The organism is Clostridium swellfunianum, assembly GCF_023656515.1.
Taxonomy (GTDB): domain Bacteria; phylum Bacillota; class Clostridia; order Clostridiales; family Clostridiaceae; genus Clostridium_AT; species Clostridium_AT swellfunianum.
Map to the genome: position 1 here is coordinate 1,701,228 of NZ_JAMOFV010000006.1, position 14,221 is coordinate 1,715,448.

General features: G+C 37.0%; 11 protein-coding genes. 10 read left to right on the forward strand and 1 reads right to left on the reverse strand.

The window, feature by feature from the left end:
* The first annotated feature begins 13 nt into the window (after positions 1 to 13).
* Together adhE and NBE98_RS07720 are read left to right on the forward strand one after the other, a co-directional pair.
* Positions 14 to 2,650 (forward strand): bifunctional acetaldehyde-CoA/alcohol dehydrogenase, encoded by a 2,637-nt coding sequence (gene adhE / locus NBE98_RS07715; protein ID WP_250814370.1) that lies wholly within the window; start codon positions 14 to 16, stop codon positions 2,648 to 2,650.
* 158 nt (positions 2,651 to 2,808) lie between these two features.
* The gene (locus tag NBE98_RS07720; RefSeq protein WP_250814371.1) at positions 2,809 to 3,261 is read left to right on the forward strand and encodes a CBS domain-containing protein; all 453 of its coding nucleotides are present in this window, start codon (positions 2,809 to 2,811) and stop codon (positions 3,259 to 3,261) included.
* Between the two features lie 51 nt (positions 3,262 to 3,312).
* On the opposite strand, the gene NBE98_RS07725 is transcribed toward NBE98_RS07720, so the two are convergent.
* Complete coding sequence (locus tag NBE98_RS07725; protein WP_250814372.1) at positions 3,313 to 4,593, reverse strand: FAD-dependent oxidoreductase; 1,281 nt, start codon at positions 4,591 to 4,593, stop codon at positions 3,313 to 3,315.
* Between the two features lie 293 nt (positions 4,594 to 4,886).
* Here NBE98_RS07725 and NBE98_RS07730 point away from each other — a divergent pair, with 293 nt between their 5' ends.
* From NBE98_RS07730 to NBE98_RS07765, 8 genes are all read left to right on the forward strand, one after another.
* Entirely contained in the window at positions 4,887 to 5,663 is a 777-nt protein-coding gene (locus NBE98_RS07730) for an ABC transporter ATP-binding protein (RefSeq protein WP_490016184.1), read from the forward strand.
* Positions 5,653 to 7,710: an ABC transporter permease gene (locus NBE98_RS07735; RefSeq protein WP_250814374.1), complete on the forward strand. Its 2,058-nt coding sequence runs from the start codon at positions 5,653 to 5,655 to the stop codon at positions 7,708 to 7,710. The genes NBE98_RS07730 and NBE98_RS07735 overlap by 11 nt, the downstream gene beginning before the upstream one ends.
* Before the next feature lie 14 nt (positions 7,711 to 7,724).
* Positions 7,725 to 8,402, forward strand: a complete 678-nt coding sequence (locus NBE98_RS07740; RefSeq protein ID WP_250814375.1) for a response regulator transcription factor — start codon at positions 7,725 to 7,727, stop codon at positions 8,400 to 8,402.
* A complete protein-coding gene (locus NBE98_RS07745; RefSeq protein WP_250814376.1) occupies positions 8,402 to 9,436 on the forward strand; it encodes a sensor histidine kinase in 1,035 nt (344 codons plus the stop codon). Before NBE98_RS07740 ends, NBE98_RS07745 begins: the two co-directional genes overlap by 1 nt.
* Positions 9,437 to 10,041: 605 nt before the next feature.
* The gene (locus tag NBE98_RS07750) at positions 10,042 to 11,163 is read left to right on the forward strand and encodes a LuxE/PaaK family acyltransferase (protein WP_250814377.1); all 1,122 of its coding nucleotides are present in this window, start codon (positions 10,042 to 10,044) and stop codon (positions 11,161 to 11,163) included.
* Between the two features lies 1 nt (position 11,164).
* Positions 11,165 to 12,454, forward strand: coding sequence for an acyl-CoA reductase (locus NBE98_RS07755; protein WP_250814378.1), 1,290 nt, complete (start codon positions 11,165 to 11,167; stop codon positions 12,452 to 12,454).
* A gap of 464 nt (positions 12,455 to 12,918) precedes the next feature.
* Entirely contained in the window at positions 12,919 to 13,692 is a 774-nt protein-coding gene (locus NBE98_RS07760; protein ID WP_250814379.1) for a CPBP family intramembrane glutamic endopeptidase, read from the forward strand.
* Positions 13,693 to 13,826: 134 nt separating this feature from the next.
* Positions 13,827 to 14,015: a DUF4177 domain-containing protein gene (locus tag NBE98_RS07765; RefSeq protein WP_250814380.1), complete on the forward strand. Its 189-nt coding sequence runs from the start codon at positions 13,827 to 13,829 to the stop codon at positions 14,013 to 14,015.
* The last annotated feature ends 206 nt before the right edge of the window (positions 14,016 to 14,221 follow it).

The window sequence follows — 14,221 nt, forward strand, 5'->3', positions numbered from 1 at the left end:
AGAGGTGCAAAGTATGGCAGTTACAAATGTAGATGAATTAATACTAAGGATTAAGGAAGTTCGGGAAGCTCAAAAGAAATACTCTACCTACGGTCAGGAGCAGGTGGATGAGATATTCAGACAGGCAGCAATGGCTGCTAACAATGCTAGAATTGAGCTTGCTAAAATGGCAGTGGATGAAACAGGAATGGGTATCGTTGAGGATAAAGTTATTAAAAACCATTTTGCTGCCGAGTATATATACAATCAATATAAGGATGAAAAGACCTGTGGAGTTATAAGCAGGGATGAATCCTTTGGAATAGAAAAGGTTGCTGAACCAATAGGAGTTGTAGCAGCAGTAATTCCAACTACAAATCCAACTTCCACAGCTATCTTTAAATCACTTATAGCTCTTAAAACAAGAAACGCTGTAATTTTTTCTCCCCATCCAAGAGCTAAAAAATCAACAATAGCAGCAGCTAAGGTTATCCTGGAGGCGGCAGTTAAAGCAGGAGCTCCAGAGGGAATTATAAGCTGGATTGATGAACCTTCTCTTGATATGACACATGTATTGATGCAGGAAAGCGACATTATCCTTGCCACAGGCGGACCAGGCTTGGTTAGAGCAGCCTATTCCTCAGGAAAGCCAGCTATAGGCGTAGGTGCAGGAAATACTCCTGCTATTATTGATGAAACTGCTCACCTTAAGATGGCAGTCAGCTCTATACTTCTTTCCAAAACCTTTGACAACGGAGTTATTTGTGCTTCAGAACAATCTGTAATTGTTATGGATGAGGTTTACGAAAAGGTAAGAGAAGAGTTTAAGGAAAGGGGAGCCTACATACTAAAGGATGATGAGATTGACAAGGTTAGAAAGGTGATATTAAAGGAAAACGGCTCCTTAAATGCTGAAATAGTAGGTCAGACTGCATATAGAATTGCAAGGATGGCTGGAGTAGAAGTTCCTGAAACGGCAAAGGTACTTATAGGAGAGGTGGATTCAGTTGATTTGAAGGAAGCCTTCGCCCATGAAAAGCTTTCTCCTGTGCTTGGAATGTATAGAGCGAAAAACTTTGATGACGCTATGATTATAGCGGTTAAGCTTATAGAACTTGGAGGCTTTGGGCACACTTCAGTTTTATATACAGACCAATTGAAATCAAGAGATAGAATTGAAAGATTTGGAGCTGTTATGAAAACTGGAAGAACTATCGTAAATATGCCTGCTTCACAAGGGGCTATTGGAGATATATACAACTTTAAGCTTGCACCTTCTCTAACACTTGGCTGCGGTTCCTGGGGCGGAAACTCTGTTTCGGAAAATGTAGGAGTTAAACATCTTCTGAACATAAAGAGCGTGGCTGAGAGGAGAGAAAATATGCTTTGGTTTAGAGTGCCTGAAAAGATTTACTTTAAATTTGGATGCCTTCCCATAGCTTTAAGAGAGCTTAAGGAAATGCATAAAAAAAGAGCTTTCATTGTAACAGACAAGGTATTGTTTGATTTAGGTTTTGTTGATCTTGTTACAGACGTGCTTGAGGATATAGGAATTGAATTCAAGATATTCTTTGATGTAGAACCTGATCCAACACTAGCTACAGCAAGAAAGGGCGCTCACGAAATGGCTACCTTCAAACCTGATGTAATAGTTGCTGTAGGCGGTGGCTCTCCAATGGATGCCGCAAAAATCATGTGGGTATTATACGAGCATCCAGAAGTACGCTTTGAGGATTTGGCAATGAGGTTTATGGATATAAGAAAGAGAGTATATACCTTCCCTAAGATGGGTGAAAAAGCCATGATGGTATCTATACCAACCTCAGCAGGAACTGGTTCAGAAGTTACTCCTTTTGCTGTAATAACCGATGAGAAAACTGGAGTCAAGTATCCATTAGCAGACTATGAACTAACACCAGACATGGCAATAATAGACGCAGAGCTTATGATGAGAATGCCTAGGAGCCTGACAGCAGCCTCAGGAATAGATGCTTTAACTCATGCCATAGAGGCTTATGTTTCTGTATTGGCGTCTGAATATACCAACGGATTAGCACTAGAAGCTATGAGATTAATATTTAAATATCTTCCTCAGGCTTATAATGAAGGAACTGAAAATGTAAAGGCAAGAGAAAAAATGGCACATGCTTCAACCATAGCAGGTATGGCCTTTGCAAATGCCTTCCTGGGAGTTTGTCACTCAATGGCTCACAAACTAGGTGCAATGCATCACGTACCCCATGGGATAGCAAATGGAATGTTAATAAACGAAGTTATACGCTTTAATGCCTCAGACAACCCAAGAAAGCAAACAGCTTTCCCACAATACAAATATCCAAATGCAAAGTGGAGATATGCTCAAATAGCTGACTATTTAAGACTAGGCGGCTCTAATGAAGAGGAAAAGATAGAAAACCTTATTAGGGCTATTGACGAATTAAAGGCTAAGATTCATATACCAAAGACAATAAAGGATGCAGGAGTTTCCGAGCAGAAATTCTATGGTACTTTAGATGAGATGGCAGAGTCAGCCTTTGATGATCAATGTACTGGAGCAAATCCAAGATATCCTTTAATCTGCGAAATAAAACAGATGTATATAAATGCCTTTGAAGGAACACCTGGAGATACAGGCAAGTGCGAAGAAAACTTTGAAAAAGGAATGCATTAATTAATATTTTGAGAGCAGTTTCTCTAATGAACTGCTCTTAAATTTTGTGAAAAGTATTTGTTAATTTTAAAACTTTTTGGACAAAACTCTAAAGAAATGTGTTAAAATAGAGATGTAAAAAATATTGAAACAAAAAAGGTATAGGAGAAAGATACGATATGAATATAGCATTTTTTCTTACACCTAAAAGTGAGGTTGTCTATGAGAATATAAACTCCTCAATGAGGCAGGTTCTTGAAAGAATGGAGTATCATAGGTATACCGCAGTTCCAATTATCGATGATAAGGGAAGGTATGTAGGAACAATAACTGAAGGTGACTTGCTTTGGAAGCTTAAGAATACCCCCGAACTAAACATTAAGGATACCAGCAGCGTAAAGGTATCAAATATTGAAAGAAGAACAAACAATAAACCAGTTTCGATAAATGCGGATATGGAAAGTCTGTTGAATTTAGCAATCAATCAAAATTTTGTGCCTGTAACAGACGACGAAGGCATATTTATAGGGATTATTAAGAGAAGCGATATAATAAACTACTTCTACAATTGTGCAGTAAGCTGCGCTAGTGAAGACTTGATGGACAATAAATTTGCAAGTATTATCAAGTAGAAAATGAAATAGTAATATATAATTAAAGTGGAGATTTCTCTCCACTTTGTTTTATTGTATGAACTTTTTATTAAAAACATTAGTTAGACCTAAGTCTTCGATTCTATTCTTGATTTCTTCATTGTCCGTGCTGTATAAACCAAGCTTTTTCATTCTTTCAAAATACTCTGCACCTGAGAAGGTGTGCCTTACTTTTCTGCCTTCAGAGGTTGTAAGTCTGTAGTTTGAATAGTAGATTATATCTCCTATTGCAGTTTCATTTGGAAGTACAAGCAGAGGCAGATTTAAAAAGTATCTAACAGCATTATGTCCAGCCAAGGAACCAGTACACATAGCCTCAGTATGACCTACAAAGAAACCGGATTTTTCTCCAGCACAGAAGAGATTTTCAACTCCTACAACCTTTAAGGCGTTGTTTCTTGGAGCAGCAGCTAAATACCTTATGGAGTTGCCTACACCGCCGGAATAAGGGTCCATAAATCTTACATCTTCAAGGCCAGGAAGTTTTCTAAGCTTTTCAAGAGGGTAGAAGGGTGACATAACCTTAATGTGTCCCGTATCAAGCAGTACAAGGTTTTCAGCAAATTCATCAAGAGCATACTGCTGACAAACCTTTAGTTTTAGCTTCTCCGGATTTATATCTTCCTTTGGCACTTTCAATACTGCTACACCTTTTTCATCTAATACCTTTAGCAGTTCTTCTGAAATGCTATCTCTGGAAACCTCGCAGGAGCCGCTAAAAGCGCCAGGGGTACCGTTGGCTCTCTGACCAACAATATCTTGAACACCAGCCTTTGCACTTATGCTAACCCTAGGACCAAAGGTAGGACATCTAAGAACACACATAACGCAGCCGTTGCCGTATTTAGCGCAATTATCCATAGCACCTGTTGAGCCAGTACAATCGATGAACATATCTCCTTCAACCTTAGTATTGTCTGAGAGCCTTAAGGCTTTTATTTTTTTGTCTTCCATCTCTACATTAGACACTCTAGTTGTCAGGTTAATTTCTATTCCTAAATTTAACAGATGTCTTCGAACCTCTGGTTCAAGTCTGTTTACATCACACAGTGTAGCATGCTTATGTTCAGGAAAGTCCACGTTTTTATGTCTGGCATTGCTGTCTGTAATTTGTATTAAATCTCCTGCACCTAAATTTATCAGCTCTTCTGCAGCGGTATATCTTCCGTTATTTCTCATTATTCCGCCTACGTTGCCAACTCCAAGAAGCAAGTCGCTTTTTTCATATATGGAAACTTCAGCACCGGCTTTTTTAGCTGTGATAGCAGCAGCGCAGCCGGCCCAGCCACCGCCTATAATAACAACCTTCATATTTTACCTCAAAACAAAATTGATGTAATACTAGTATATGAAAGAATTTTCAAATAAGTTACTAAGTATTGGCGGCGGCATATAGTCTTGAAATATAATTTCTACTAAAAGAGAAGAAAATTAACTGATATAAGGGGTTATGAGGTATAATAATTATCAAGAATTAAATAAAGGAGCTACTCCTCTCATCACAAACCTTACAACAACTGTAAGTGTTAATTGGCAATTTCTTATTGTATGGTATTAATAAAGGAAAACTAAGTGATAAAAGTTGAGGAGGATATAATATGAAAATTTCAGAAAAGCTGCTTCAAGTTCAGGAAGTACGCAAAATATATGGACAAGGGCAAAGTGAAACAGCCGCATTAAAGGGGATTACCTTTGATGTTCTTTCTGGTGAGTTTCTAGGAATAATGGGTGCTAGCGGGTCAGGCAAGACTACCTTGCTTAACTGTATAGCAACTATGCTTAAGCCTACATCTGGACAAATACTGCTTAATGGTCAAAATATTTCTTCCTTTAATGGAAGTCGTCTAGCAAAATATAGAGGTAGTAAAATTGGCTACTTGTTTCAAGAATTTGAGCTTTTAGATAATTTAACTGCCAGAGAAAATATTATTTTGCCTTTGTCTATCCATGGAGAGAATCCTAATAAACAAGAGTTGCAGCTTCAGAAGCTTTCGAAACAGTTTGATATTGAAGAGGTGTTGAATAAATTTCCTTCTCAAATGTCAGGAGGACAGAAGCAAAGGGTTGCTGCAGCAAGAGCATTGATTTCAAACCCAAGCATTGTGCTTGCAGATGAGCCAACTGGCGCTTTAGACACCAAAAATGCAAAAATACTGATGGAAAAGCTGTCCTCTATAAATCAGACAGAGGCAGCCACCATTTTGATGGTTACTCATGATGCCAATGCAGCAAGCTTTTGCTCAAGAATTCTATTTATTCAAGATGGTGTGATTTTTCATGAGCTTAGAAGAAAAATGCCCGGTGAAACTCAGAACTCCTTTTATGAGCGCATATTAACTGTTATGGCGCAGCTGGGAGGAGGAAGCAGCAATGTTCTTTAATTTTATTAAGACAAACAGCCGTAAGACTAGAAAAGAAAACGGGGTGTATTTTGCCTCGCTGATTATTTCTATTGTTGCTTTTTATGTGATTCTTTCCCTTGGAGAGCAGGATGTTATGGTGTATTTAAAAACCATTGAAAGTGACGCAGTAGGAAAGCTTTTGCTAATGATTCCAATGCTTTACGCCCTTTCACTATTCTTTGTGTTTTTTCTAGTTTATTTTGCTAACAGATATCAATTGCAATGCCGCAGCCATGAATTTGGCATGTACTTGATGATGGGTATGAAAAATACCAAGCTTTTTGCAATGATTATGGGAGAAACCTTGTGGAATGGCTTAGTAGCTTTGTTGATTGGTTTGCCGGCTTCTTTATTTCTAACGGAATTAATTAGCTTGGCAACCTCAAGAATTATTGGAATGGGCATTATCGGACACAGGTTTCGTATCTCCTGGCTTGGGCTTGGAATGACGGTATTCGGCTTCATTATGGTTCAATTATTAGCTGTGTTTATTCTAAGCTTAAAGCTTAGCAGGAAAGAACCAGTAGACTTGCTGAAGGAGCAAAAGGAAAAAAGACAGAGAATTCTTCCTGCTGTATGGGTAAGCATTAGTTTATTGATTGGGTTAGCTTTGCTTTGCGCAGCTTATGTATTGGCGGTTTTATATTTGCGCAGCCTTGATTATAGGATGTTTTTATTAATATTGGTCCTTGGGATTTGTGGAACCTTTACGCTTTTTCGCGGGCTTGGAAGCTTAATTGGAGCTTGGATAAAACGTAAAAGCAGTTCTTCTTCAGGCCTATTTATTTTTACGGGAAGGCAGCTTCAAGAAAATGTTCTAAATCAATGGAGTTCCCTTGCTATATCGTCACTGTTAATTCTTATGGCAATGGTTTGCTTTGCTTTTGGAATTTCCACAACATTAAATAGAGGTGCAGCCTCCAAAAGAACAGTAGATTTTACTTTTACTGCATCGGAAAAAGAAATTGCTTCAGTTCTTAATTCTGATAAATTAAAGCCTTATGTAAAAGACTATTATGCTATGAAACTTGGACACTTTCGTCCTTCTGAGGCAGAGAAGTCAGAAGATACAGCAAGTGTGTTTTCCTGGTCTGAGTTTACAGAAGAGATTTCTAAAGGAAAAAACTCGCAGGAAAAAGATAATATATTAAGCTATTTGGCTCCTCCTTCCAGGCCTTATTTAATTTCGCTCTCCAGCTACAATGCATTGCTAAAATCTAATAACAAGGCTCCTATTGAATTGGGAGAGCATGAAGTTGCAATGTATTCTAGCGAGGAATTTTCACATTCTCATGATATAGTTAGAGAGGCTTTAAAAGCTAATCCAGCAGTTAGTATTGGGAAAAAGCAATATAAATTAATACCTGCACTATATACCAGCAGCATTGTAGCAGATAGAGCTATCACTCTTTCATACGCTTTGATTGTTAAGGACGATATATATAATGCCTTCTCTGGAAGTTCTATGGATTCATCTTTGTGGAATATGGTTTTAGACTCGGATTTTGTTAAGGAAAAAGGTCTTATGCAGTCTGTATATGAGGTAGATAACCTGCTGAGTACATCAGGCTTAGATTATGAAAGCTATCTTTCAAGCATGGGCAGACAGCTGTTTTATATTGTGGCAGGAAGCTATACAACCTTTTATTTGGGCATTATGTTTCTAATTATAGCAAATACAGTTTTAGGTTTAAAATTTCTTATGCAGCAAAGAAGCACAAGACACAGATATTCCACAGTGGCTATGCTGGGGGCAAGTGTTGAAGCTATATGCTCTTCAGCGCGGGTTCAAATCTGGTGGTATTTCGGCTTAGTTATTTCGGCAGCCTTAATAAGTTCAGTGTTTGGTATGTGGTCCATGCTAGGAGCCTTTCTTGTTATACCTAAGGCTTCAAATTTAGAAATTAGCACCATAATTTTAGCAGTATCAGTTGCTATAATTGTATTTGTAGTTTTTGAAATTTGTTATATATGTATGATTCAACGAAAGAGCGATGAAGAAATCAAGAAATTAAAAGAAATTTGATAGGGGTAGTGACAGTGGAAAAGATAGTAATTGTGGAGGACGATGTCTTTTTACGTGAAGAGCTTAAAAGCATATTAGAGAAAGAGGGATATTCTGTTGAGTGTATCTCCTCTTTCAGTACTGTATTGGAAGATATTGCTTCAGCTTCTCCTTCATTGATTATATTAGATTTAAATTTGCCAACGCTTTCAGGCTTTGATATTTGCCGTGCACTAAAGGCTCGGGGAATAGGACCTGTATTAGTGCTGACTTCGCGTAATCAGCTTAGAGATGAACTGCATGCCTTAGATTTAGGCGCAGATGATTATTTAACAAAACCCTGCCATCCTAAACGGTTGGTTGCTAGACTTCAAAAGCTTATTAATCTTTATGCAAATATGCAGGTTCTTTTGGATGCAGGTGATTTTCAGCTGGATGAGAAGGCAAATATATTATATGCATATAATAATTCAATTTCACTATCGGAAAATGAAGGAATCATTATGAAGGCTTTGCTTAAAGCCGCACCTTCAACAGTAAAAAAAGAAGAGCTTTTTAACCTGCTGTGGGGGAGCAGCCAATACGTGGATGAGAACATTCTTCAAGTTAATATGACGAGAATGCGTAAGACTCTTGAACAGCTAGGGCTGCATAATAGAATCAAAACCGTGAGGGGAATTGGCTATCAATTAGTTAGAGGAGATAGTGAGTGATGCTAAGAGCTTTTCTAAATATTATAAAGGAATACCGTCCTTGGATACTACTTCTTTGTATAAGCAATGTCTTTTTTATTTTACTGGCTTGGCTTGCATATCCAGAAACCTTTAGACTCCTAGCAGGAAGCATGATTATTTTTTCCATAATCAGCATTTTGTTTGGAGTACTTATTGTTTCTAAGAAACAGGGAAAGCAGGACAAAAGCTTTTACAACTTTTTAAGAGAACCTTCTAAGGAGCATGAAGCAGAGCTTATAGAAGCTATTGGAGAGCTTCATAAAGAAAAGGTAAAGTATCTAGCTGATAGGCTGCGCAGCTTAAACGATCAATTCGAGGAGGCCAAGCTACAAGCCTTGGATTATGAAGAATTCATCGAAGGATGGGTTCATGAGATAAAAACACCAATCTCTTTGGCAGCCTTGGTTTTGGAAAATCGCAAGGAGGAAATGTCCCAGCTTGCCTATCAAAGGCTTGAGCATGCAAGAATCAATATTAGTGACAATGTTGAACAGATACTATTTTATGCAAGACTAAAGGTATCCCATGTTGACTATCGCTTGGAAAGGATATCTCTAACTCTCTGCTGTGAAGATGTACTGCTGGAACTTCAGTCGCTGCTTAACGAAAAAGAGATTAAGGTTGTTTATAGGATGAAGGATGTGCCAATTGTGTCTGACAATAAGGCTCTTGAATTTATTTTAATGCAAATATTCGTTAATGCAGTTAAATACTCCAACGAAAAGATAGACAGCTTTATCATCCTAGAAACTGGTCTTGATGCTATAGAGAACAGGTACTATTTAAAAATTTCAGATAACGGTCTTGGAGTGTTGACCTCTGATCTTCCTTTTATTTTTGATAAAGGATTTACAGGAGACAATACTAATCGCAGCAAGTCATCTGGAATAGGCTTATATCTGGTGAAGAAATTATGCGACGATTTACAAATTGAAATTGAAGTTGAAGGCGAGTATGGAAAAGGTTTTGCAATTCAATTGTTGTTTCCAATAGTTAATAACGCTGAGGTTTGATGCAAGCTCCAGCGTTATTTTTATTTTATTAAATTGTAGTAGCTGCAGGCTGTTTTCATCGCAGAGTGAAAAGTTAACAAGTTAACTTTTCGTTCTGCCAGAGAAAATGCCTCTAGATATAGCGCTTTATTTGTCTGGTGGTATAGAAAATATTGGTTTTCAAATATGCTTGAGTTATAATAAAGATGGAGTATACAGTAAATACATACAAACAATGTAAAACATTTCAGACCTTTTGTGAAGGCTATGGAGTATGTGGAGACTACTAGCTCATGAGGCACTTTCTATTGAAATCCAATTGCAAATAAAAATATAGTAAGGATTCAGAGCATGAAGGGTATAAGTATAAATGTCTCAGGTTACGGATACACGAAAGAGGATTAATGATGAATAGCTATTCCAAGTGAGTAGCCCAGATTTCAAAATAGCTGTGGTTCATTTAACATTCTCAGGCAAGGAAGAAAATGATAAATAGCCTGAGATACAAACTTAATTATATGGATTATTAATAATAAAGTGAATAAGCTTAAAGATTTTTAAACTAGATATAATAAGGATATTTAAGTGCAAAAAATCAACTGATAAGGCAAAAAGGGGGAATCACAGTGGCTACAGCAAGAGATAAATTATTCTCTTATAAAAAAATCTATGACCTAAATGGCAGCCAAGAGCTCTTTGTGGAGGCGATGAAGGAGTCTATAGAGCACCATAGGGACAATTGCGAATTTTATGGGAAGTTTCTAAGTGAACAGGGTTTTAAAGCTTCAGATATTAAAACCATAGAGGATTGTGCAAAAATCCCACCAATAACCGCTCAGTTTTTTAAGCACCATGAAGTACTTAGCATTAAAAAGGACGAAGTTGAAATACATGCTACTTCCTCTGGTACGCAGGGGCAGAAAAGTCAGATTTTCCTTGATAAGGATTCCTTAAGGCTTGGAACAAAAATGGCCATTAAGGCTATAAAATATCATGGTTTTATTTCTATTATCCCTACTAATTATATCATATTAGGCTATGAGCCACAGAAGGGTAATGAAATGGGCAACGTGAAGGTGGCACTTGGAATGACACGCTTTGCTCCAGCAAAGGAAAAAGTATTCGCCTTAAGGCCCCTTGGAGATAAATATGAAATTGATTATTTCGGAATTATAAATGCCTTTAAGCGCTTTAATATACAGAGGATGCCAGTACGCATACTGGGGTTTCCTTCTTATCTATACATGCTTTTAAAGATGATGAAGGATTCAGGAATGGAGCCGCTAAAACTTAATAAAAGATCAGTTGTGCTGACAGGAGGCGGTTGGAAGAAATTTGACGATATGGCTATAGACAAGCAGGAACTGTATGAAATGGTTGAACAGTATCTGGGTATTCCCTCTAAAAACTGCCGTGACTTCTATAGCGCTGTAGAGCACAGTGTGGCTTATCCGGAATGTGAGAAGCATCATATGCATGTACCAATATGGAGCAGAGTTATAATTCGTGATGTGAAAACACTGGAGCCTTTAGGTTTCAATGAACCTGGCTTTCTAAGCTTTATAAGTCCTCTTGTTTCTTCTGTGCCAATATCTTCTATAATAATGGGTGATATTGCAGTTCTTAGAGATGGAAAATACTGCGGCTGCGGAATTACAACTCCTTATTTTGAAGTTCTAGGGAGAGCAGGTACCTCTAAAACAAGAAGCTGCGCAATTGCTGCTTCTGAATATATGAAGGAGAGTTAGTATGGATAATATCTACAGAGGAGAACCCATTTCAAAGACTGATTTTATTGAAAGATTATCCGAGGCCAAGGCAAGGATAGAAGAAGACCTTCTGCTGCCAAGGCTTCCTGTGGAAGTAGTAATTGAAGCAGTACATACTTTAGCAGAGGAAATAGACCAAAGGGAGATAGTTAAGCAGCTTGTGTCCCTTGGAATACAGAAATGGGCTGCAGAGGAATATGTAAGCGTTACAGTTGAAAGCATGAGTAAAGGAGAACTGACCAGGAAGCTGCATGCGGAACTTGGACAAGAACCCTTTGCATGGAAGGAAGCTCAGAACGGTATAGAAGAGTGCAATTACCCACTTGGAGTAATAATGCATATTGGAGCAGGAAATGCCTTAGGGCTTTCAGCTTTCAGTGTAATAGAAGGTCTTATGACTGGAAATATAAATATTTTAAAGCTTCCAGATGATGAAGGAGGCATATCCACCAGAATATTGTTAGGATTGGCAGAAATAGAGCCAAGATTGAAGCCATATATTTATGTTTTAGACATTTCATCTAAAAATAAAGAAGTTATTAGTCAGCTAATTGAGATGGCAAATGCAGTAGTTGTCTGGGGATCTGATGAGGCTATAACCGCTATCAGACACCTCTCACCACCATACTTGCCAATAATTGAATGGGGACACCGACTAAGCTTTGCATATTTTACAAAGCATGCACATGAAGAAAAGGACTTGGAAGGCTTAGCCCGGGACATATGTCTAACTGATCAGCTTTACTGCAGCTCGCCTCAATGTGTATTTTACGAAACTGATAAACCTAAGGAAATCGATGAATTTGCAGAGAGACTGTCACAATGCATAAAGTCTTTAGGAAAACAATTCCCTGCAGCAGCCAGGCAAATTGATGTACAAGCACAGATTACCTGGACTCATGAGTTTATTAAAACAGAAGAGATTCTAAAAGAAAAGCGGCTAATAACAAATGCGGAAAAAGACTACGGCGTTATGATAGACTATAAGCCTGAACTGAAAGCCTCACCTCTATTTCGTAATATTTGGGTAATGCCTATAAGAAGAAAAGAGCTATTGGCTATGTTGAGACTTCACAAGGGTCACCTGCAAACAGTGGGAGTAAGCTGCAGCAGTGAGGAACTTGATGAATTGTCTAACATCTTTTACGCAGCAGGTGTTACCCGTGTGTCAAGTTGTGGGTACATGTCTGTAAACTACAGCGGCGAACCCCATGATGGTGTTTTAGCTTTACAAAGATACGTTAAGAGAGTTAACAGAAGGATGAAATAACATTAGGCCATCATTTCATAGTTATTATAAAACTCATGTTGCAAAATAAGTATAAAATAATTTTTATAAAGACAAGTACCACTAACATAGAAGAATTTATTATAAAAAATGAGGAGAATAATATGGACAGAATTGTATTATATCTAATATTCATGGAAATATGCCTGCACTCGAAGCTGTATTAGCAGATATGCCGAGTACAGAAGAATATATCAAAGAGTTGAGAACAGCAGTATATAGGGGGGCTAAGCCTAAGCAGCACGTCCTATAACAAAATGTTAAAGCTGATTTTGCATGAAAAGAATATCCATAAATCAGCTTTAGCAAATATAAACATTTTAATTCATTAAAAGGTTGAAGTTTTTCATGTCTGTAAATTAGGGTAGAACTTATGGAGAATTTTGATATATAAAATAAGGATGAAAGTATAAGCTGCAAATAATATCTATTTTGAGGAGGGGAAAATGAGTAAACGAGTAACAATAAATTACTTAATTTGGACTTTTGTTCTGACTTATATGACATGGGGAGGTATTATAGTTGCTAATCAATTTGGATATTTAAAATATGGTACACCTCTTTGCATGGTATTATATGTAATAGGTGGTAATGCACCACCTATCATTGCTTATATAGTTTTAAAACAAGCAGGCAAGATAAAACTGCTAAAGCAGTTTATAGGTGAAGTTTTTGCTATCAAACAAAAACCAAAATATTATGCCCTATTAGTTGACTTTTTAGCACTTTATTTTGGCATTCCTGCTTTGATGCATGGCGTTCAAAAGGGAGCTGAATTATATATAGGAGTGCTATTTATCCCTGTAATGATTTTATTTGGTGGCTTAGAGGAATTGGGTTGGAGATATATACTTCAGCCTTCACTTGAAAAACGATTCTCTTTTGGCGTTTCAACTTCTATTACAGCTTGTATTTGGGCAGTATGGCATTTGCCTCTATTTTTTATACAAGGCACCATACAGAGTAAATTAAGCTTTGGAATTTTTACTGTTATGGTATTTGGGATGTCATTTGCATTGGCGTCAATATACAGATTAAGTAAAAGCATATGGCTTTGCATTCTCTTTCACAGCGCGATAAACTCATTATCTTCATCATGGATAATTGCTGATGATTTAACAATCAAGATATGTACTTCTATTGTTATAATTATTTTTTCTTCTATGTTTATATTATTTAAGAGAAAAGCATATATCCAAAATGAACAGTATTACCAGTAAAGAATCTGGAAAATATTAAAGGAAGTATGATTAGTGAATCGGATGCATTAAAGCTTCTAGCTGCTAAAATATTGTTAAAAGGATAAATATGTAATTGATATGATATATATTATTATGAAATATTATAAAAGGGTGTGATTCAAATTTATAAGTATTTATATGTTCCTGCTAAAACTGCAGGAGTTTTTAGAACCTCAGATCATAGAGAGTTAATTGATAAGTATAGTCAGGAAGGTTGGAGGTTTATTACTGCCATTCCAACTGAATTTGGGGGTTATGGTCAAATTAAGGCATTTGACTTAGTTTTTGAAAAAGAGGAGTAATTTAAGATAAATTATGAGACCAACCGTGTCCTGGACACGCCATTGGATACAGATTAAATTCATAACAGTTTTTAAGTATTCGTTTAATATTACATTATAATAACAGACTATTATTTTGAGAGAATAGTAGCTCAAATCATTATTTATATTTTTGTTCAAACCAATTTCATTGCAGAGTGAAAAGTTAACAATTTAACTTTTTATAT